This is a genomic window from Reinekea sp. (genome assembly GCF_982785585.1).
The window spans coordinates 44525-66526 of sequence record NZ_CEYAVF010000009.1 but is presented as its reverse complement, the minus strand read 5'-3'; the positions used below and the strand labels follow the sequence as shown (position 1 = coordinate 66526).

At 54.3% G+C, this 22002-nt stretch carries 19 protein-coding genes; 4 read left to right on the top strand and 15 right to left on the bottom strand.

Annotation, left to right across the window (positions count from 1 at the left end; all coding sequences use genetic code 11):
• From AC4FIC_RS05745 to AC4FIC_RS05700, 10 genes are all read right to left on the bottom strand, one after another.
• The coding region (locus AC4FIC_RS05745; protein WP_273285909.1) for an MATE family efflux transporter at positions 1-1046 on the bottom strand (1046 nt) is incomplete at its 3' end.
• Positions 1043-2107 carry an A/G-specific adenine glycosylase gene (gene mutY / locus AC4FIC_RS05740; RefSeq protein ID WP_273285910.1) on the bottom strand — a complete coding sequence of 355 codons (1065 nt, stop codon included), beginning with the start codon at positions 2105-2107 and terminating at the stop codon, positions 1043-1045. The genes mutY and AC4FIC_RS05745, both read right to left, overlap by 4 nt.
• Entirely contained in the window at positions 2079-3467 is a 1389-nt protein-coding gene (locus AC4FIC_RS05735; RefSeq protein ID WP_273285911.1) for an AsmA family protein, read from the bottom strand. Before AC4FIC_RS05735 ends, mutY begins: the two co-directional genes overlap by 29 nt.
• 90 nt (positions 3468-3557) lie before the next feature.
• The gene (ilvD, locus tag AC4FIC_RS05730) at positions 3558-5405 is read right to left on the bottom strand and encodes a dihydroxy-acid dehydratase (protein ID WP_273285912.1); all 1848 of its coding nucleotides are present in this window, start codon (positions 5403-5405) and stop codon (positions 3558-3560) included.
• 162 nt (positions 5406-5567) lie between these two features.
• Entirely contained in the window at positions 5568-6563 is a 996-nt protein-coding gene (gene oppF, locus AC4FIC_RS05725) for a murein tripeptide/oligopeptide ABC transporter ATP binding protein OppF (RefSeq protein WP_100258064.1), read from the bottom strand.
• Positions 6560-7528, bottom strand: a complete 969-nt coding sequence (locus AC4FIC_RS05720; protein WP_476194861.1) for an oligopeptide/dipeptide ABC transporter ATP-binding protein — start codon at positions 7526-7528, stop codon at positions 6560-6562. The genes oppF and AC4FIC_RS05720 overlap by 4 nt, the downstream gene beginning before the upstream one ends.
• A gap of 13 nt (positions 7529-7541) precedes the next feature.
• Positions 7542-8471, bottom strand: coding sequence for an ABC transporter permease subunit (locus AC4FIC_RS05715; RefSeq protein WP_193437306.1), 930 nt, complete (start codon positions 8469-8471; stop codon positions 7542-7544).
• A 17-nt stretch (positions 8472-8488) separates the two neighbouring features.
• On the bottom strand, positions 8489-9412 hold the full coding sequence (oppB, locus tag AC4FIC_RS05710) for an oligopeptide ABC transporter permease OppB (RefSeq protein ID WP_100258062.1): 924 nt from the start codon (positions 9410-9412) through the stop codon (positions 8489-8491).
• Positions 9413-9650: 238 nt separating this feature from the next.
• Complete coding sequence (locus AC4FIC_RS05705; protein WP_100258061.1) at positions 9651-11375, bottom strand: peptide ABC transporter substrate-binding protein; 1725 nt, start codon at positions 11373-11375, stop codon at positions 9651-9653.
• Between the two features lie 447 nt (positions 11376-11822).
• Positions 11823-12227 (bottom strand): PilZ domain-containing protein, encoded by a 405-nt coding sequence (locus AC4FIC_RS05700; protein ID WP_100258060.1) that lies wholly within the window; start codon positions 12225-12227, stop codon positions 11823-11825.
• Positions 12228-12307: 80 nt separating this feature from the next.
• Between AC4FIC_RS05700 and msrA the strand changes: the two genes are divergently transcribed.
• Entirely contained in the window at positions 12308-12928 is a 621-nt protein-coding gene (gene msrA / locus AC4FIC_RS05695) for a peptide-methionine (S)-S-oxide reductase MsrA (protein WP_100258059.1), read from the top strand.
• 87 nt (positions 12929-13015) lie between these two features.
• Here the strand turns inward: msrA and pyrF are convergent, their stop codons facing one another.
• From pyrF to crp, 5 genes are all read right to left on the bottom strand, one after another.
• A complete protein-coding gene (gene pyrF, locus AC4FIC_RS05690; RefSeq protein WP_100258058.1) occupies positions 13016-13816 on the bottom strand; it encodes an orotidine-5'-phosphate decarboxylase in 801 nt (266 codons plus the stop codon).
• 21 nt (positions 13817-13837) lie between these two features.
• Complete coding sequence (locus AC4FIC_RS05685) at positions 13838-14197, bottom strand: SDR family oxidoreductase (protein ID WP_273285914.1); 360 nt, start codon at positions 14195-14197, stop codon at positions 13838-13840.
• 11 nt (positions 14198-14208) lie between these two features.
• Positions 14209-15465: an amino-acid N-acetyltransferase gene (argA, locus tag AC4FIC_RS05680; protein ID WP_100258056.1), complete on the bottom strand. Its 1257-nt coding sequence runs from the start codon at positions 15463-15465 to the stop codon at positions 14209-14211.
• 190 nt (positions 15466-15655) lie between these two features.
• Positions 15656-17047, bottom strand: coding sequence for an oxygen-independent coproporphyrinogen III oxidase (gene hemN / locus AC4FIC_RS05675; RefSeq protein ID WP_100258055.1), 1392 nt, complete (start codon positions 17045-17047; stop codon positions 15656-15658).
• A 145-nt stretch (positions 17048-17192) separates the two neighbouring features.
• Complete coding sequence (gene crp, locus AC4FIC_RS05670; RefSeq protein WP_100258054.1) at positions 17193-17843, bottom strand: cAMP-activated global transcriptional regulator CRP; 651 nt, start codon at positions 17841-17843, stop codon at positions 17193-17195.
• Positions 17844-18112: 269 nt separating this feature from the next.
• On the opposite strand from crp, the gene AC4FIC_RS05665 reads away from it, so the two are divergent.
• The 3 genes from AC4FIC_RS05665 (at position 18113) to tfpB (ending at position 21994) form a co-directional block, all read left to right on the top strand.
• A complete protein-coding gene (locus AC4FIC_RS05665; RefSeq protein WP_193437305.1) occupies positions 18113-18535 on the top strand; it encodes an OsmC family protein in 423 nt (140 codons plus the stop codon).
• 238 nt (positions 18536-18773) lie between these two features.
• Entirely contained in the window at positions 18774-20249 is a 1476-nt protein-coding gene (locus AC4FIC_RS05660; protein WP_158524388.1) for a CYTH domain-containing protein, read from the top strand.
• Complete coding sequence (gene tfpB / locus AC4FIC_RS05655) at positions 20246-21994, top strand: type IV pilus assembly ATPase TfpB (protein ID WP_273285916.1); 1749 nt, start codon at positions 20246-20248, stop codon at positions 21992-21994. Before AC4FIC_RS05660 ends, tfpB begins: the two co-directional genes overlap by 4 nt.
• Positions 21995-22002: the final 8 nt, after the last annotated feature.

The following is a 22002-nucleotide window of genomic DNA, read 5'->3' as shown; positions in this document are numbered from 1 at the left end:
ACCGACTCGCTGATACCGCTGAATTGGGCGATAAAAAATTGACTCAAGAGCATCATGACAAAGGCAAATACCAGCGCCGCGAGTGGAAATCGGGTTAAGACATACTGGTTCAAGGCCCAAGCCTCGTCAAACTCGTTGCGCCCCAGATGCTGACCCAGCAGAATCCCTGTGGCCACACCAAAGCCGATAAAAACATCAACCAACATGTTCTCGATGGGTGACAGCAGGCTCATCGCCGCCAGTTCATTTGGGCCCATATAGGAATAGACAATAAAGAAGGCAAAAATACCGGCCGACCAGAGGGCTTCCTGAATTGTCAGGACCTTGCCTTGATGCCAGATTTGCGCGATGGCTTGACGTTGCCAGACCCAGGTCGGGCGCAGATGGCGTATCAGCACAATTAACAGCAGGCTGACTTCCAATAAGCGCGAGATGTTGGTTGCCAGCGCCACCCCAGGCATGCCGATGCGCAACGCCTCGATTGGGCCAAAGAGTACCAGGTAGTTCATGCCGGTGTTGCTGAGCAGGGCAATGACCGAGGCAACCATAGGCCAGAGGCTGTCACCGGTCGAGCGCTGAACGGTGGCCAGGACCATGCTGATGCCAGTGAGCAGTATAAAGGGTGAGGTCCAGCGCCAATAGAGGTCAGCGATTTGCACCACCGCCGCATCCGGGCTCAATAAGGCCGCCAGCGGTTGGCTGGCAAAGAAGCCAAGCAGGGCCAGCGGTACGGTGACTAAGGCGACCCACATCAGGCCGGCAAAGAGCAAGCCATTGACCGCCAACTTGCGTCCGGAGCCCCAATATTGGGCGACCAGGATGGAAATGCCGCTGGTCAGACCAAACAGTGCGACAATAAAGACGAAATAAACCTTGCTGATCAGCCCGACGGCGGCGATGTTGTTGACGCCCAATGAGCTGACCATATAGATATCAACAAAGCTCAGCGATGAGCTGATGAGCGCCTGCAGGCTGACCGGGATGGCAATTCGGAGAATGGCCTTGAGCGGGCTTTTGGCTGGCAGCCCCTGCCCAATCGCGCTCACAGTGCCTGTGCCAGTTTTTGTAACAGGCTCGCGATCGGTGCTGGCAGGCCAACGGCCTGTTCTTCGTCAGGGCGCAACAGCGGGTTATACCAGAGCTGTTCGGTCTCGCGCACCTCGTTCAAGGGTCGACGTATCGCGGCCAGTACCGGAGTGATCTGCAGATGGTAATGACTGAAGCTGTGGCGGAACACCGGCCAGGCATCGAGCGCCTTGACCAACTTGTAGGATTGGCAAAAATCCTCCAGCGCGTCGAGGTCGGCAAATTCCGGAAAGCTGTACAGGCCACCCCAGATCCCGGAATTGGGTCGTTTGCTTAACTGGACATGGCCATCGGGTGTTTGCAGCATCAACAGATGGGTATGCTTAATCGGCTTGATCTGCTTCGGTTTGGCGACTGGCAAGCTTGCCGTCTGCCCGCTTTGCCGGGCCAGGCATTTGGCCGCCAGTGGACAGCGTTCGCACGCCGGCTTAGTGCGCGTGCAGATCAGTGCGCCAAGATCCATCATCACCTGGTTGTAATCGGCAACCCGGGCACTTGGGGTCAGGGTTTCGCTCCAGAGCCAGAGCTGGTCTTGCGACTGGCGGGTGCCGGGCCAATCTTGTAGCGCGAAGAAGCGGCTCAGCACACGTTTAACATTGCCATCGAGAATGGCCGCCCGGACATTGAATACCGAGCTGGCGATGGCCGCGGCGGTTGAACGACCAATGCCCGGCAGGGTAATCAGTTGCTCCGCTTGCTGCGGGAACTGGCCACCCCATTCCTGGACCACCTGTTGCGCGCTTCGATGCAGGTTACGTGCCCGGGCGTAATAGCCCAGACCGGTCCACAGATGCAGCACCTCGTCTTCATGAGCCGCGGCCAAATCGGCCACGGTCGGAAAGGCGAGCAGGAAACGCTCGAAATAGGGGATAACGGTCGTGACCTGGGTTTGTTGCAACATGATTTCAGACAGCCAAACGCGATAAGCCGTCTTGCCCTGCTGCCAGGGCAGGGTTTTACGGCCGTTTTGGTCGTACCAGGCGAGACTTTGTTTACGGAACCAGGCGGTTGAACAATGCATTTAAATATTCTACGTCAGACGCGATCAGGGTGAGTGGGGGCTGCAATTGCGCCGCGATGGTCGGAGCTTCGGTAATCTCCAGGCTCGGCCAGTTGCCGGCGAGACGGCCAAAGCCATAGTCGCCGATGATGCGCTCGGCGCGTTGCGCGGTCCAGTCACCATCATCAAACAGCCAGCGGCCGGCGGCCCGGTCGATACTCAGGCGGCGCATCGTGAGCAGATGACTGTTCTGCTCTTGGTTGGCGGCGATGGTCGCCAACAGCACTTGCGGATCGCGCCAGTCGAGCAGGGCGGCACCCTCCTCGACCGTGCCGGTCATCACCAGGTTGTAACTCTGCCAAGGGCTACCCGCGGGGAAATTGGCCAATAGCGATAGACCGACCTGACCGACCACTTGGCCGTCTTTTAGCCGAGCCTCGTTCGACTGCATCGCGAGCGTATGACCGATATCTTGGTCATCGACATAGGCGATGGCCGAGTCAAACTTGGCCACCTGTAACTGCTCTTGGGCCCAGGTGCCGGCACTGATGCCCCCAGCCCAATCGAGCTTGATCGGATCCGCGACGCTAGTGTTTTGCCAGGCCGATGACCAATTGATAAAGCTGAATTCAAGATCACCATCGGCGGCGATAATCAGCGACTTAATCTTACCGGCTAGCCGAGCACTCCAGTTCTCGATGTTGATCTGGCCATCGAATTGATTCTTACCCAGTACCAGTCGGTCTTGTCCGTCTAGGCCCATAAGCAGCGAATAGTTTAGCCGGGCACTCAACGGCCCACTGTCGATTTGACCCGAGGCTTGCACGGCATATTCCCCGAAGGCACCGTTACGGATCATCGACAGCTCCAGGTGCTGCACCTCGTGCTGACCGTTGGCAATAGCGCCGTTGGTGATCGTCAGCTGGTGTGCACCCAAGGCAATGAGTAAGCGCAATAGGGCGGTATCCACTGGCTGTTGCGGCAAACTGAGCAGGGGTGAACTGAAGCTCAGCGATTCGGCTCGGGGCTTACCGAGCAGAACTGAGAGCAGATTGAAGTTCAGCTCGACCCGTTCGGCGGTAAAAAACCGATCGTCCCATTCGACCTGCAATTGCTGCCAACTGAGCGCGGTGCCCATGCGCTGCTGATCGGCCTGAGCGTGGATCGAAACCAGGGTGTTCGGAGGCAGGTGCGCGCTGAGCCATTGTTCGGGCGAGAAGCGCAACCAATTGAACCCGCTAAAGCCGCTGACCAGCACGAGCAGGCTAGCAGCGAATAGGGCCAGTCGGCGCGCAACGTTGCGATTGAATGCGACAGGACTCAAGAGGACGGGATTCAAGCAATCTACCTCGGTGTAAAAAAACAAAAAGCGGGGTGCCATGGTGCTGCACATCCCGCCTTAACTGGTGTTTCTGACGCGGGTTCGGCCTGCTCGCGCGCAGCGCAAACAGCAACCGAAACCCCAATGCGATCAGTCGTCGAGCATCTCGGCGTTGCGCACCGCACCCTTGTCGGCACTGGTCGCCAATAGGGCGTAGGCCTTGAGCGCGCGCGAGACTTTGCGGGTGCGCACTTCGGTCGGCTTCCACGCTTGCGCGCCGAGGGCATTCATGGCCTCACGACGGGCCGCGAGATCCGCATCGCTGATCATCAGGTTGATACCCCGATTGGGAATATCGATCTCGATCGGATCATTTTCAACGATCAAGGCAATATTTCCACCGGAGGCCGCTTCAGGCGAAATATGGCCAATGGACAGTCCACTGGTGCCGCCGGAAAAACGACCGTCGGTCAGCAGGGCACAGGCTTGGCCGAGACCCTTGGCTTTCAGATAGCTGGTCGGGTAGAGCATTTCCTGCATGCCCGGTCCGCCCTTGGGTCCTTCATAGCGGATAACCACGACATCGCCGGGTAACACGCTGCCGTCGAGTACGCCGGATACGGCTGAGTCTTGGCTTTCAAAGATCCGCGCCGGTCCGGTGAACTTGTGCACACTTTCATCGACCCCGGCGGTTTTGACCACGCAACCGTCCTGCGCCAGATTGCCATAGAGGATGGCCAGGCCGCCCTCCTGGCTGTAAGCGTGTTCGATGGAACGGATGCAGCCTTGAGCCCGATCGCCGTCCAGCGTGGGCCAACGGGTGGACTGGCTGAACGCGGTTTGGGTCGGGATGCCGGCTGGACCGGCCTTATAGAATTCGGCGATCGCGGGATCATTGTTCTGCATGATATCCCATGTTTTTAACGCGTCGGCCAGGGTGGCCGAGTGCACGGTCGGCAAATCGGTGTGTAACTTTCCGGCCCGATCGAGCTCGCCGAGAATGCCATAGATACCGCCTGCCCGATGGACGTCCTCGACATGGTATTTCTGAATGTTGGGTGCAACCTTGCACAGCTGGGGCACGGTCTTGGAAATTCGGTCTATATCTTTTAAGTCAAAGTCGATCTCACCTTCTTGCGCGATGGCCAGCAAATGCAAGATGGTGTTGGTTGAACCGCCCATAGCAACATCGAGCGTGATGGCGTTTTCCAGTGCCTTGAACCCGGCAATGACACGCGGCAACCTGTTCTCATTGTCGTTTTCATAATAGTCTTTGGTGATTTCAACGATCAGCTGACCGGCGCGCTCGAACAGCTGCTTGCGATCGGAGTGGGTCGCGAGAGTTGTGCCGTTGCCCGGCAGTGATAGGCCAATAGCCTCAGTCAGGCAGTTCATCGAGTTGGCGGTAAACATGCCCGAGCACGAACCGCACGTTGGGCAGGCGCTACGCTCATATTCGGCGACTTCTTCATCGGTGGCATTGTCATCGGCGGCGATAACCATGGCATCGACCAGATCCAGGCCGTGATCGGCCAGCTTGGTCTTGCCGGCTTCCATCGGGCCACCGGAGACAAAAATTACCGGAATATTGACTCGCATGGCAGCCATCAGCATGCCTGGGGTGATCTTATCGCAGTTGGAAATACACACCATGGCATCAGCGCAATGGGCGTTGACCATGTACTCGACCGAATCGGCGATGATCTCGCGCGATGGCAGGCTATAGAGCATGCCGTCGTGACCCATGGCGATACCGTCATCGACCGCAATGGTATTGAATTCTTTGGCGACGCCGCCGGCCTTCTCGATCTGGCGTGCAACCAGCTGACCCATGTCCTTTAGGTGGACATGGCCCGGCACAAATTGGGTGAAGCTGTTGACCACGGCAATGATTGGCTTTTGAAAGTCATCGTCTTGCATACCCGTCGCACGCCATAGCGCCCGAGCGCCGGCCATATTGCGACCCGAGGTGGAAGTTTTTGAACGATATTGCGGCATATGAAAGTCCTGCACTGTGAGTCAAGTTAGCTTATCTTAACCCTTCTGATTAACAAGGTAAGTGTGTTTTTTGCACGGCGGTGTTTGTCTATTCGCATCGAACCCGATACAGGGTCAGCAAAGACCGCTGTGGCGGCCTGTATTGACCGCTTTAACAGCGATCTAACCTGCTGGATAGAAGCAAGCGACCCGATGATCTGCGCCCAAATCGGCTAAGGGCGGGCGCTGTTCGGAGCATTTTGGCTGTACCTTATGGCAGCGGGTGCGAAACACACAACCTGAGGGGGGATTGATCGGCGAGGGCAGGTCGCCTTCGATCAAGATCAACTTCTTGTTGCGTTCAATTTCCGGGTCGGGAATGGGTACCGCCGAAATCAGTGCTTGAGTATAGGGATGCCGCGGCCGGGCATAGAGTTGCTCGCTGCTGGTGATTTCGCAGACATTGCCCAGGTAGAGCACCATTACTCGAGTACTGATGTGTTGCACGATGCTCAGGTCGTGCGCGATAAAGATCAGCGATAGACCCATTTCGGCCTGCAGATCCATCAATAGATTGACGATCTGGGCTTGAATCGAGACATCGAGGGCGGATACCGGCTCATCGCAAATAATCAGTTTCGGCTTGAGAATAAGCGCCCGGGCGATGCCGATGCGCTGGCACTGACCGCCGGAAAACTCATGTGGGTAACGATTGATCTGGTTCGGCAGCAGACCCACCTTGACCATCATCTCCTTCACCTTGAGCTTGCGTTCAGGCGTCGGCATCGCCGGATAGTGCGTCTTGAGCGGTTCGGCAATAATATCGCCGATGGTCATGCGCGGATTGAGTGAGGCCAAGGGATCTTGGAAGATCATCTGCAGATCTTTGCGTGCGGCCTGCATTTTTTTCTTGCTCAGCGTCAGCAAATCCTGGCCTAACCAGAGCACCTGACCGGCTTCGGCGGGCACCATCTTGATCACCGCCCGTGCCAAGGTACTCTTACCACAGCCGGATTCGCCGACAATGCCTAGGGTTTCCCCAGCGTAGATGTCAAAACTGACCCCATCGACCGCTTTCAGCTTGTGCGGTTTGGTCCAGGGCATGGCGTTGGCCGGGTAGATATCGAAATAGACCTTGAGGTCCTCGACCGCCAACAGTTTTTCGCGTGCCTGGGTCATTGCAATTCCTCCGCCGGCTTATGGCAAGCACGTTGCCGGTTGCCGTCATAAAAGACTATTTCGGGCAATTCATTCAGGCAATGATCGCTGGCATTGCCGCAGCGTTCGGCAAAGGGGCAGCCGGTTGGTTTGTGTAACATATTGGGCGGATTGCCGGGTATGGTATTGAGCCGCGCACCGCGCTGATCGAGCCGCGGGATGGCCGATAACAGGCCGCGGGTATAGGGGTGGGATGGGCTCTTGAAAATATCTTGGGTGCTGGCGAACTCCATTACTTGGCCGCCATACATAACTAGGGTGTCTTCACACGAACCGGCCACGACCCCTAAGTCATGGGTGATGAGCACGATGGCGGTACCAAAGTCGCGTTGCAGATCGTTGAGTAGAGCCATAATCTGAGCCTGTACCGTGACATCTAACGCGGTGGTCGGTTCATCGGCAATCAATAGCTTCGGCTGACACAGCAATGCCATGGCAATCATCACCCGTTGGCGCATGCCACCGGAAAACTCATGGGGATACAGGTGCACCCGATACCGGGCTTCGGGAATCTTGACCGCATCGAGCATCCGAATCGACGCCTCCAGAGCGGTTTTGCGGTCCATGCCCTTATGCAGTATCAGCACTTCCATCAACTGTTCACTGACTTTCATATAGGGGTTCAATGAGGTCATCGGATCTTGAAAGATCATCGCAATCTGTTCGGCGCGGATCTTGTTCAGGCCCTGCTCCGGCAGGTTTAAAATTTCCAGCCCGTTAAACTTCACGCTGCCGGTGGTCCAGCCGTTTTGCGCCAATAGGCCCATGATAGCAAAGGCCGTTTGGCTTTTGCCCGAACCGGACTCACCCACTATGGCCAAGGTTTTGCCGGCCGCTATGGTGAAGTTCACGCCGTTTACCGCACTGACAACGCCATCACCGGTTTGGAACTGAACGCCGAGGTCCTTAACTTCTAATAAACTCATTGTGCGCTCCTAATTAGCGATCTTTTGGATCGAGGGCATCGCGTAAACCATCGCCGATGAAGAACATGCTAAACAGTGTGATGACAAAGAAAAACAGCGGAAACAACAGTTGCCACAGGGTGCCGTATTGCATTGTGCGCGACCCCTGGTTAATCAGCGCGCCCCAGGACGTCGCCGGTTCTTGAATGCCCAGGCCGAGAAAGGAAATAAAGGATTCGGCCATAATAAAACCTGGCACTAAAAGAGAGGCATACACCACGACGATGCCGATCAGGTTGGGCACTATGTGGCGCAAGATGATGGTGAAGTTGGACACCCCAGCGGCAATAGCCGCCTCGATATATTCTTTGTTTTTAATACTCAGGGTTTGACCTCGGACGATACGTGACATATCGAACCAAGACACCAGACCGATGCCGAGAAAGAGCATTTCAATCGAGCGACCAAAGATAACCAACATAATAATCAACACGAACATATAGGGAATCGACATCAGGATATCGACCAGTCGCATCATAAAGTTATCGACCCGACCCCCGGTATAGCCTGCCACCGCGCCATAGAGCGTGCCGACAATCACCGCGACAAAGGAGCCGATAAAGCCAACCATCAGCGAGACCGTGGTGCCTTGAATGACGCGCGCGAAGAGATCGCGACCCAGATCATCGGTGCCAAAATAATGCCCTGAGGTAAAGGAGGGCGCACCCAGTTGCTTGACCTGGCCGATCACCGCCCAGTCGATTTCTTCGTTGCTGTATTGGGCAAAGAGCGGCCCGATCAGGGCGAACAACACGACCAGGACCAGCGTGATCACGCCGGTTAGCGCAGCCTTATTGCGGCGAAAGCGACTGTAGGCATCGGCCCACAGGGAGCGACCTTGGACTTCCTCGGCCTGTAACAGGTGTTCAGCCAGGTCGGACATTTTCTTCTGATTGACAATCATTGCCGGTCCTTACTGTCTTAATAACGAATTTTTGGATCGATCCAGGCGTATAGCACGTCGACCACTAAATTTAACAAGATGGTGAGTGCGCCGACTAAAATGGTGATGCCCATAATGGTCGAGTAATCTCGGCTCAAGGCGCCATTAACAAACAATACCCCGATACCGCCGGTGGTAAAAAACTGGTCGATGACCACCGAGCCGGTGATCAGGCCGACCATCGCCGGTCCTAAGTAAGACAAGACGGGCAGCAAGGCCGGTTTGAGCGCATGCTTGAACACGATGCGACTGTAGGGCAAGCCCTTAGCCTTAGCCGTGCGGATAAAGTTAGAATTGAGCACCTCCAACATGGAGGAGCGAGTAATACGGGCAATGGTTGCCATATAGCTGGTTGATAAGGCGATTACCGGTAGGATGATGTATTCCGGCTTGCCACCGTTCCAGCCACCCCCGGGGAGCCAGCCCAAATAGAGAGTGAAGAACAGCACCAGCAGCGGGGCCATCACAAAGTTAGGCAACACCTGGGCCGAAAAGGTAAAACTGAGCGCGGCATAGTCTTTCCACGTGTTGTGATTCAGAGCCGCGATAACGCCCATGGTCACGCCAAATAAAACCGCCACTAGGGCGGATATTGAGCCATAGGTCAGGGTCACGGGAAAGCCAGCCCGGACCAGATCATTGACGCTGCGATCCTTATATTTAAAGGACGGGCCAAAGTCGAAATGGAAAACAATGCCGCTGACATAGTTCAAAATTTGTACGCTATATGGTTTATCGAGACCGTACTTCGCTTCGATATTGGCTTGAACCTGAGCAGGCAGTTTCTTCTCTCGGCTAAAGGGACCGCCGGGGGCACTGTGCATCAGTACGAAGGATACTACTATAAGAATCAGCAGCGTCGGGATCGCGGTAAGCAAACGCTTGAAAATGAAACTGAACATAAGATCTATCCTAGTCTAACCGGTGTCAAAAAACGCGCATCTTCGCCTCAGACATACCTCTGGGCGAGCGCCATTAGATAAATAAAATTCAGTTTTTCACTATTATTTATAAATACGCCACTGCGGGTGCCGATGGGATGAGGTATCTGGTTGACGACAAGCTCGCCAGCGTTTTTCAGCCCTGTAACAGAAAACACCGCCAGCGGCGGTGTTAATCTATTAGCTTGGCAACGCGACGTTACTCTGCAACTTTATACAGGTTTTTCGCATACCAGTTGGTTTGCACGTTGTTGTAAGGCCAGCCTTTTACTTCGGAATCGAGCATAAAGACGCTGGTGTAATGGTAGAGCGGGATCAGTGGCATCTCGTCGGCGACGATCTGTTCGATGCGCGTATAGTTCGCGCTCGGATCGGCCATGGTCTTGGCTTGAGTCATCAGTTGATCGACTTCGGCGTTGACCCATTTGCCATCGTTGTAGCCCGATTCGCTGCGCACCAGATCGAGGAAGGTGGAGGCTTCATTGTAATCGCCACACCAGCCGCCACGCGAGATATCAAAGTTCTGATTGCCGCGTTCTTCCAAGAAGGTGGTCCACTCCATGTTGTTCATTTCGGCGTTAACACCCAGCTTGGACTTCCACATCTGGGTAATGGCAGTTGCGATCGACTTATGGCCTTCAGAGGTGTTGTAGAGTATCTCGACCGACAATGGATTGTTCTCGTCGTAACCGGCCGCCGCTAACAATTCAATAGCCTTGGCATCCCGTTCTGCTTGAGTCAGTTTACCAAACTCGACATCCGGCACCTCAAAGCCCGCCGTGGCACCCGGTGTAAAGGTATAGGCTTCGATCTGACCGGCTTGCAGGATGCTTTCGGTGATGATCGAGCGATCGACGGCATAGGACAGCGCCTGGCGAACACGCTTGTCTTTCAGGGCTTCTGAACCGCTGGCGCTCAGGTTGTAAGCATAATAGTAGGTACAAAGGCTGGGTACAGATACCGCGACGTCAGCACCGAATTCTGCTTTCAAGGCTAGGTACTGACCAGAGGGCACCGGACCACGGTCCAGTTCACCGGCTTTCCAGCGGATCAGACCCTGGTTGTCATCTGGTATGACCAGCGTAACCACTTTTTCAATAATGGTCTCGGCATCATTCCAATAGTTGCTATTGCGTTCCATCACAACCCGTTCGTTAACCACATGCTCGGTCAGGCTATAGGCGCCGTTGTTGACCATGTTTTCAGGCTTGGTCCATTCGTTGCCAAACTGCTCAATGGTTGCCTTGTGGGTCGGGAAGGTCGTGGAGTGAGAGACCATCATCGGGAAGTAGGGTAAGGACTCACTCAGCTCAACCTGGAAGGTATAGTCATCAACAGCGCTGACGCCCAAGCTCGCAACCGGTTGTTCACCGGCAATGATTTCGGCGCCGTTTTTGATCGCCATGATTTCCATATACCAGGAATAGGGTGATGCAGTCACGGGGTCGACAGCGCGCTGCCAGGCGTAGACAAAATCATTGGCGGTAATAGGATCGCCGTTGGACCACTTGGCATTTTCACGCAGGAAGAAAGTATAGGTTTTCTTATCGTCAGAGGCTTCGAAGCGCTCTGCGACGCCGGGTACCAGATTGCCATCGGCATCTTGGCTTAACAGACCTTCAAAGAGGTTGCGCACATGGTCCGAACCGGCAACATCTTCGACTATCTGTGGGTCGAACGAGCTGTGCTCGTCAAGCGCCCAATAGGTAAAGGTTTGATCTGCTGCTAAGGTCTCGCCCGTTACCGGATGCATCGCCGCCGCGATGATAGTGGGTACACTCGCCGCGACACCTAAGGCCAGCTCGGCCGTGTCGTTTGCGGCGTCAGTGTTGCTGGCGTCAGCGTCATTATCAGATGAACAGCCGGTGAGTAATATCGACGTTCCGACCAGCGCAGCGGCCAGTGTTTTTTGAAATGGTTTCATGTGAGTTCCTCTAAGTGTCATAGTAAGCCCCTTTGGAAGGCGGTCTTATAATTGTTGGACATATGAGTGTCCCTTTACTGCATCTAGTGCATGAGTCTTACCTTAGGGTGCCGAAAGGCAGTGTCAATCTGACCGTTTTTTTGCCGTTAATAGTCAATCAAAAAACAGGCCAAGGCAGGCTGACTGCGACTCACTTTCAAAAATAATCCTCTATTGGCCTTTGGAATTAATCAGCGACGTAAAACCGTGGGTCATGTACAGATTGTTACCGTTTGTCTTATTGTTGTTAATGTTAATGTTGTTATGAAATCTGACACGTCTTGTGAAAAACATCAATGGTGTTCTGCACTATTTGTGCCTTTTATTGACTTGCTACTGTACAGCTTGCCGCACAGTGTTTTGGGCGAAAAAAATAGTCTCTGGAATTAAGCGTTAGCCCTTGTTGAGCTAAAGGCTAGTGTGCTCTGCTACCATGGCCTCTATCAAATGGCTGAATTCACGTTGCAGGCCATCGTCATTGCCCAAATTGACTTCTATTAGACGGCGTAGATAGCTCGCAGATTCTAGATCGAGACCGACTAGATTCAGACCATAGGTCGGCTTATCAGACAACGCATAGGCGACCTCGACGGTGAAGTTGAATTCGATATCGCTCTGCTCGGGCCGTATCTTTAGTGCGCCGCGCTGGCCAATCGTCAACACGGTAGAGGCTTTACTGACCGTGATTAGCGCGCCCTTGAGGCTGATGTCTTGGAGCAGCCCGGTGATCGGCTCTCGGTTTTTGTCCGTAAGGGTCATTCTGATCTGCGCATCGAACGGGATGCGCTGAAACCGGCGTTTGTTAGGTTCCATAGCGGGTCTCCAAAGTGTGGGGCACAATTCCTATAGAGCGGCCCTAGCGGGGTCGCAATATAAAACTAACGAGGTGTAATATGTCGAATAACAGCAGCTTACCGAGTGTAGCTCAAAGTTTGCCGGGTCGAGCGCAGGCGATGGAACTCGATTTTCAGCACGCCGTTTTGGCGATTGATATGCGGCACGTGCCCGATAATTGCGCCTCAGTCTGGCTCGCGTTGGGCTGTTTTTGGGGTGCGGAGCGACTCTTTTGGGCTTTGCCTGGCGTTAAGAACACCGCTGTAGGCTATGCCGGTGGGCACACACCGAACCCGACCTATGATGAGGTCTGTTCCGGCCAAACCGGACATACTGAAATAGTGCAGGTGGTGTTCGATCCGAATGAGATTGGCTTGACGACGCTGCTGAAGGTTTTCTGGGAAGCACACAACCCGACGCAGGGCATGCGCCAGGGCAATGATGTCGGTACCCAATACCGCTCAGCGATCTATGGTAGTGCAGACCAGCTGGTGGTCGCCCAGGCCTCGCTGGACGCCTTTCAACAGCAACTGACGCTGAACTCCCTGGGTCAAATTAGTACCGAGCTGCGCGCAACGCCGACCTTTTACTATGCAGAAACCTACCATCAGCAGTATCTACACAAAAATCCCAGAGGCTATTGCGGCCTTAAGGGCACTGGCGTGGTCTGCGCGCTCTAACGCAACTGTTGGCCGTTGATCGACTTGTGGTTGCCGATAACCAACTATTGGGTCACCGGCAAGAACCATAAACCAAGGGGTGCGGTGTCATTCCGCTAATTGGTTGATGGCGTTCTTTAGTGTCAGGGTTGCTGCACGGGCCGCTTGGGCAAAATCTGCCCCGCTCGAGGCGTACAGGATGGCGCGCGATGAGTTGATCATTAGGCCCTGACCGCCGGCGAAGCGACCATTATCGACCGTTGCTTGAAGATCCCCCCCTTGAGCACCTATGCCTGGGACCAAGAACGGCAGATCCGGGGCGACCGCGCGTATGCGGCGCATCTCCTCAGGTGCAGTGGCGCCGACCACTAGGCTGATATTGCCATGTCGATTCCATTGTTCTTGGGCCAGGCGCGCCACATGCAGATAGAGCGGTTCGCCATCGATGAGACGATTTTGGAACTCACCGGCGGAGGGGTTAGAGGTGCGACATAAGACAATCACGCCCTTGTCGGCATAGTCGGCAAAAGGCAAGACCGTATCCGAACCCATGTAGGGATTCACCGTAACGGCGTCGGCCTGATAGTGCTCAAAGGCCTCGCGCGCATACATCGTCGCGGTGGAGCCGATATCGCCGCGCTTGGAATCCAAAATGACCGGAACGCTTGGGTAAAACTCACGGATATAGGCGATGGTTTGCTTCAGCGCCGGCTCGGCGGCAACCGCGGCATAGTGCGCAAATTGCGGTTTGAAGCAGCAGGCCAGGTCGGCAGTGGCGTCGATGATGGCCTTATTAAAGGCGAAAATATCGCTCACGGCGGCTGGGAACAACTCTGGCAGAGGGTCCAGTCCGACACAGACGGCGGTGCCCTGTTGCCAGCGCTGTTTGATTTGGTTACTAAAACTCAAGACGGTTCTCCAGTCGAGTTACTATAGGGATTTCATTTTGCCACCATCGACAACCAGGCTGGTGCCGTTGATGTAGCTTGCCGCATCCGACAATAGAAAGGTGGCGGCATTGGCAAATTCTTCAGGCTGGCCATAGCGTTTAGCCGGTATCTGCGCCCAAACCTGCTCGCGATGGGCCTCGATGCTGATCCCCGAACGAGCAGAGCGCGCTGCATCGAGGGTAGCGATACGATCGGTGGCAATCAAGCCTGGGATGATATTGTTGACGCGTATACCGTAGGGTGACAACTGGCTGGCCAAGCTTTTAACCAGTGCCGCGACGCCGGCCCGCATCACATTGGACAACAATAGCACGTCGATAGGTTCGCGTAGCAAGTTCATGGTTTGCCCTATTAACGAATCAGTTTCATATATATTTTGGAATTGCGCTGAATGTTATACAGCTTTTGGCGCGTCTCGGGCAGGTCCTGCACGCTGACTAGCCTAAAGCCACGTTCAACAAACCAATGTTCGGTTTGGGTGGTCAAGACAAAGAGATTCTTGATGTTTTCTTTGCGCGCCTGCTTTTCGATGGCACTCAATAGGGCATCGCCTCGACCCTTCTTCTGATAATCGCTGTGCACCGTGACACAGGCCAATTCGGCCTGATCGTCGGATAATTTATAGATGGCGGCGCAGCCAATGATCATGCCATCGCGTTCATTGACATAAAAATGATTGATTTCGTTTTCCAGCTTTTCCGGATCTCGTCGAACCAAGATATTCTGCTCTTCGAGCGGCCTGAGTAAGGCTAGGATACCCTGAACATCCTCGATTCGTGCCTGGCGAAAGGTGTCGTATTGATCCAGGGCGATCAGGGTCCCGACACCATCGCGGGTAAACAGCTCAGCCAGTAGCGAGCCATCGGCGGTGCCATCGATCACATGACAGCGTGGAATGCCGGCACGGCTGACCAGGGCGGCAACCTGAAGTTCCAAGTAGGCCGGGGTGCTCGGATCCGCCTGGCTGAGTATCTGTTCCAATGCCGGCACACCCATCTCCTTTTGGTTATCGGACAGCGATAGCGGGTTGTCGCCCACTATAATGACCTTGTCGGCGCCGATCTGTTTGGCGATTTCAATCAGCAACTGCTCCGGCGGCAAATAGAGGATATCGCCGGTGATCGAATACCCCAATGGTGGCATCAACACCAGATGTTGTTTATCGAGGTGTTCGCGAATGGCCAGATGATCAATTCGTCTGACCCGGCCTTGAGCTTTTAGGTCGATACCGTTAAAGACACCAGCCGGACGCGCCATGACAAAGTTTCCGCCTACCACGCGGATGCGAGCACCGTGCATCGGCGAATTGGCCAGGCCTTGACTGAACAGCGCCTCGATCACATAACGGCGGCGTCCGATGGCCGCCACCAGGGTGTCCAAGCTGGTTTCGTCGATCGCCTCCTTATCATTTAACCGGGTCGCAAAGCAGTCGGCATCAAACAACACCACCAAACGCAGCCCCAAGCTATTGAGCAGCGTGAGGTCACTGATAATAGATGTCAGTCGTTCGTTATCCAGGACCTGATCCCGTAGCCAGATAACCGAGGTTTTGCCACGGTAGGCATGAATATAGGGCGCACTGTTGCGAAAATGACTGACAAAATCCATAGTTGATCTCTTAAAAGGAGGGGGACTCAAGGCACATTAAAGCAGTGTATCGTCAAACATCGAAAGCGGCCAGATAGGTTTTTTATAGCGGATGCCGAAGCGGCGCCCTGGGACCGTTCATCGCCGACCCGCTGACGCCGTGCGGGGTCGGGAATTGGCGCCAATCAAGGTGTTATTTGTGCCCTAACGATTAAAGGACTTTGGAAAATCGATCAGCTGTGCCGGGCCTGAAGTAGGCATCGAAGGTTACCAGAATAGGGCGCAGGAGTAGGCGGCCTAGGGGGCGAATCGTGACCAGGTCGACATCGATGGTCACCAGCTCATGCTCTACCAGCTTACCCAACTCGGCCCAGGCGTGACGGAAATAGGTCGGCGCATCGATATCAAAACGGGCCGATACCTCAGTCAGCGAGAGTCGACCCTGGCAGGCCAATTGGCCGATGATCCACTGGCGCACCTTGTCGTCCGCGGTTAAAAAAACTCCTCGATTGATCGCCAGCTGAGATTGACCCAGTAAGGCGTCATAGGTCTCGACATCGTGATGGTTTTGCAGGTAAACACCATCGATTTGACTGATAGACGAGACGCCCAAGGCCAGCATGTCGGTTTCGGCCTTGGTCGAGTAGCCCTGGAAGTTTCGCTGCAGGCTGCCTTCTTGCAAGGCTGTCGCCAGCGCATCGCTGGGTTTGGCGAAATGATCCATGCCGACATAGAGATAGCCGGCCTGTTGCAGTAATTCAATGCTGTCACGCAGGATATGCAGTTTGGTATCGGCGCTCGGCATGCTGGCCGGGTCGATGCGCCGCTGCGGTTTAAACCGGTCCGGTAGATGAGCATAGTTATAGAGGCTGATGCGCTCGGGGCTCAGGCTTAGGGTCTGTTCCCAAGTGCGAGCGAACGATGCACTGGTCTGATGTGGCAAACCGCATATTAGATCAAAGCTGATCGAATTAAAGCCTAGATCCCGGGCCGCTGCGACCTTGTGCTGGACCAGCTCAAAGGACTGGACTCTATTGATCGCAACCTGGGTCCGAGGGTCGAAATCTTGAACCCCGAAGCTGAGCCGATTAAAGTCTCGCCGGCGCAAAAGCTGGAGCATCTCATCGGAGGTTTCACGCGGATCCAGCTCGATGGAGAACTCGCCGGGTTGGTTTACTGGGTCCCAGTCAAAGTAGACCGCGACCAGATCCAATAGTCGGGTCATTTGACCGTTGCTGAGAAAGGTCGGCGTGCCGCCGCCGAGGTGCAGTTGGCTGATGGGTCGATGGCCAAAGTTGCGCGCCTGGAGGGCCATTTCCCGTTCGATCATATCCAGATAACCATCTGCCCGGCTGCGATCCTTGGTCGCAATTTTATTACAGGCACAATAAAAGCAGATATGTTGGCAAAAGGGGATATGGAGGTACAGCGAGAGGGGATCAGTGACCGGGCGTTGCCGGTCAAGATGCTCCTGTACCTTTTTTGGCGCCAATAATTGGAATTGCGCGGCGGTCGGGTAGGAGGTGTAGCGTGGTGCAGTGACATCGTATTGGCGGATGAGGGCATCATCCCAAGGCACATACCACTTATTGGCCGGTGTCATCTGATTCTCCAGTGTTTTGACTACCTTAGCGACAGACAAGGCATTAGGCACTGACCTGAATCAAGCATTAGGCTGCGTAAGGTGGGTTACCCCGTTCCAACGCACCCCTGAGGGATGTTTGCATAACGTTTAATAGCTTAAGTCCCTAGGTGCCCTGTTGAAAGAATTCGCGCGAACCGAACACAACCATGGTCTTGCCCTTGACGGACACCAGGCCTTGCTCTTCCAAGCCCTTCAATACTCGGCCAACCATCTCGCGTGAGCACCCTACGATACGACCGATTTCTTGCCGGGTTATCTTAATCTGCATGCCTTCAGGGTGGGTCATGGCATCCGGCTGTTTGCACAGCTCGAGCAGGGTGCGAGCAACCCGGCCGGTGACATCGAGGAAGGCCAAATCGCCTACTTTGCGGGTGGTGTTGCGCAACCGAGTAGCCATCTGCTCACCAATAAAGTACAGAATGCGGGCGTCGTTGTGGGTGATTTCTCGAAACTTGGAGTAGGATATTTCGGCTACTTCACATTCGCTTTTGGTTTTGATCCAAGCAGATCGGGAATTTAATGAATCGAATAGGCCCATTTCGCCGAAAAAATCGCCGGCATTCAGGTAAGCCATAATCATTTCGCGACCATCATCTTCCTCGATAATGACCGAAACGGAGCCTTTGATGATGTAATAGAGGGAGTCACTCTTGTCCCCGGCATAGATCAGCGTAGTTTTGGCCGGATAGCGCCGCCGATGACATTGGGATAGGAAGTAATCTAGGTGCTTATGTTCTAGGGTATTATGTAGCATAGAAAGTGGATTCCAATGTTACTGAAAGGCTGAACAGCACCGACGGGCGATGACTCAGCTGTCCAATTATTATGGGGTAGCTACAGCAAGCTGGCCATGGCCAAACATCAGTTGTTTGACGCAGTTCCCCTTTTAAAAAGTCATGTTCTTTTTACCTACCTCACTCAACTTTAGCCGAAATTTCAAAATTAGCGCTGTCAATTGCGTACCAATGCTCAATAATATGGGTCTGCGTTATGGCGCTCAATTTTTTAGGAGATCGATTAAAAGTGAAAACATCATTGCAGTGGGTTGGCGAGAAAGCATTTTCATACGAGTCAAATAGCGGCTTCACCGGCTTTGTCGACGGTGCGGCGCGGGATTCCGACGCTGCCAAGGGGCCAACACCGATGGAATTGCTCCTGGTCGGGCTCGGCGGTTGTACCGCCTATGACGTGGTCGGTATTTTGCAAAAAGCCCGTCAAGACGTAGTGGATTGTCAAATTCAGTTGCAAGCAGAGCGGGCAACGACGGTACCGGCGGTATTCACCAAAATACATATTCATTTTTTAGTATCCGGTCGAGCTCTAAAAGAGTCCCAAGTGCACCGAGCGATCGAATTGTCTGCCAAAAAATACTGCAGTGCATCCCTGATGCTGGAGCAAGGTGGCGTCGAAATAAGCCACAGTCATGAGCTGATCGAGGTCAGTTAAGGTTCCAGTCTGGAGATCAATGCCGCTCCACCCCTAGGTTCTTTAAGCCTGTCGGTTTGCGTGTTGACTCATTTTTAGTTTTTCTGCCGGCCAAACTGGGTTACAGTCCATTTAGCACCTACACTCTATGGATAACAATAATCGGCATGTGACCCAATACAGCTGGGTGTCTAATCCCTCAGCTGATAACAATAGGAATCATCAACCCAAAGCAGGCTGGCTTAAAGGACAGGGCAATATGGCGCAGGAAATAGAACTAAAACTGACCATCAGTGAACAGTCGATCGACGACTTTCTGGCCCTAGAGTTGTTGTCGGCCTATTCGGCCGAAACAGCTTTTTTGGAAAACACCTACTTTGATACCCCAGCGCGTCAATTGACCCAGGTTGGTTCTGCACTGCGGATACGTAAGACGCCGCAGGGTTATCTCCAGACGCTGAAAACGCGCGGCCTGAACAGTGGCGGTCTGCACCAGCGCGATGAGTGGGAGTATGGCATAACCAGCAATACCCTAGAGATGGCCCTATTTCCCGAACAGGGCCTGCCAGTGGGCCTTCAGGCCGAGCAGCTGGAACCCCTGTTCAGTACCAATTTCACCCGCACCAGCTGGCAAATTACCTATAATCTATCCAAAATCGAGCTGGTACTCGACCTCGGTCAGGTAGCGTGTCAGGCCGGTAGCGACGCCATCTCTGAGCTCGAACTGGAGTTAAAAGACGGCCAGCTCTCGGATCTGTTCGCTCTGGCGCTGGAAATAAGTGCGCGAGTGGCGGTGATGCCGTCGGATATATCGAAAGCCGAACGCGGTCATCGCATCTGTAATGGCTTTACCGACAACCATGTTGAATTACCCGATATAGTTCCCCAACAAAGCATGGAAAGTGCCTTTTGTGCCCTGTTTGGCTATGAAATGGAGCGGCTGCAACGCAGTTGGCAAGTGTTTTGGTCCTCGCAGCAATGGCGCCATCTGCAGGAGTTTGTTGTCACGCTGGGCAATATGCATACCGAGATCGAATGGTTCCAAGGCATGATGCCGAAGACGCAGATCGACTATGCCCACGACCAGCTCAAGTGGATCTCCGCAACCGTCACGCCAATCCTATCTTGGTGGCCGGCCTGCTTTGCGCTGTCGCAAGATGCGGAGGACGAACCCAAGTCAGTGGCCATCAGTTTGCAACAAAGTAAGGCTAAAAAGGCTTTAAAGGCCTTGCGGCTGTTACAGAATAATCCAGAATTGGGCAGTCGTATTCTGTGCCTGACCGCCTGGTTGCACGGCCAGCAGTGGCGTGTGGGTCAACTGGCCGAACAGGTCCGTTTTGGTGAGCAACCGGTGACCGATGGTCTGGACTATAGTTTTGACAAGGCATTAAACGAATTGCGCACCGATTGCTTTTCCGGCAGCACCAGCAACGCCCTGTCGCAGTCCCCTGCAGTGCATCGCTTACTGATGTTGTGCCAGTATTTCGACCGACTCTATGGCAAAGAATTGGGTGATCTTCGCGCACCCTTGCAGGCCTTGGAAGATAATTTATCCCGCTTATCGGCCATCGATGTGGTAACTCAGCTGAAAGGTTGGCTCAATGATTTGCCCTTTGAACAACAGGCCAGCATTCACAGTTGGACCCGCTCGCAGACTGTATTGCTGCGTGATATTAAGCAGTTGGCCAATAAGCTAATTAGTGGTCGGGAGGCCTTAGGAGAAAGCCCTATTTGAATTTACTGCCCGGGAAGCTGCAGGTTGACGACCTGCTGATTCAACTGGAAACAAGCCAACGACTCAGCGCGACGCAGGCGGCCAAGGCGCGCAGCCAAAAACGTGACCCTAACACACACGCCATTCACCAGATCGCGGCCTTTGGGCTTGCCGATCAAGCCCACCCGGGTAAAAAACTCACCGCACTCACTCTGACCCAGTGGTTAGCGGAAGCCTTGGACTTAGCCTTTATCCATATAGATCCGCTCAAGGTTGATGTCGAATCCCTTGCCTCGATCATGTCTTATGAATACGCCAAACGCTATTCTTTGTTGCCGCTCAAGGTTAGCGCGGATCGAGTCCAGATTGCCACCAGTGAGCCCCTGTTGACCGGTTGGGAAGAGACCATCGCTCAAGTGACCCGCCGTAAGATCGATAAATTCCTCGCAGTTCCCGATGACATCGCGCGCTTTGGCTTGGAGTTTTACGCGCTCAATCGTTCTGTCACCCGTGCCAGCGGTAAGGGCCAGGGCAGCGGTTTGGGCAATGTCGAACAGCTAATAGAACTGGGCAAACTGGCCAGCCCCGAGGCGAACGATGAGCATATAGTCAATATCGTCGACTGGTTATTCCAATACGCCTTTGAGCAACGCGCCAGCGATATCCATATCGAGCCGCGGCGCGAATATGCGCATATTCGATTGCGCATCGACGGGGTGTTGCATTCGGTGTATCAGATGCCGATTCAGGTCGGCCAGGCGGTATTGAGTCGTATCAAGATTCTTGGCCGAATGAATATCGCCGAGAAACGCCGGCCATTGGATGGCCGCGTCAAGACTAAGACGCCGGATGGCCTTGAGGTTGAATTGCGGCTCTCGACCTTGCCGACCGCCTTTGGTGAAAAACTGGTGATGCGGATCTTCGATCCGCAGGTGTTACTCAAGACCTTCGATCAGCTCGGCCTGTCCGATGACGACCTGACCAATTGGCGCGCCATGATTCGCCAACCCAACGGTATTATATTGGTGACCGGGCCTACCGGGTCGGGTAAAACCACGACCCTCTATGCCACCCTTAAGAGTTTGGCCACCTCTGAGGTGAATGTCTGCACCATCGAAGACCCGATCGAAATGATTGAGCCGGCCTTTAATCAGATGCAGATCCAAGCCACTATCGATCTCAATTTTGCTGAGGGTATTCGCGCCCTGATGCGTCAAGATCCGGATATCATTATGATCGGTGAGATTCGCGACCTGGAAACCGCTCAAATGGCGATTCAGGCCGCTCTAACCGGCCATCTGGTGTTATCGACGGTGCACACCAATGACGCGCCATCGGCGATCACTCGACTGCTCGATCTCGGTGTGCCCGGGTATCTGCTTAAATCGACCATTCTCGGGGTGATGGCGCAACGGTTGATCCGCACCCTGTGCCCGCATTGTAAGGCCGAAACGGACATCGACGACGCCACCTGGCAACAGCTGATGCGTCCCTGGTCGGCAAGAAAACCGGCCAGAGTCTATCAGCCGGTGGGCTGCCTAGAATGTCGCAATACCGGCTTCTCGGGTCGGTCGGGTGTCTATGAAAGCTTCGTGATGAGTGACGCTCTAGCGGATCTGGTGCAAGACGGCTGCGATCCCCAAAGCCTGCGCAAAGCCGCTATTCGTCAAGGTATGCTGAGTTTGCGCTTGTCTGGAGCGCGTAAAATAGCGGCCGGTAGCACGACCGCCGATGAAGTTCTGCGCGTGACCCCGGACACCCGTTAGCTCTGGGT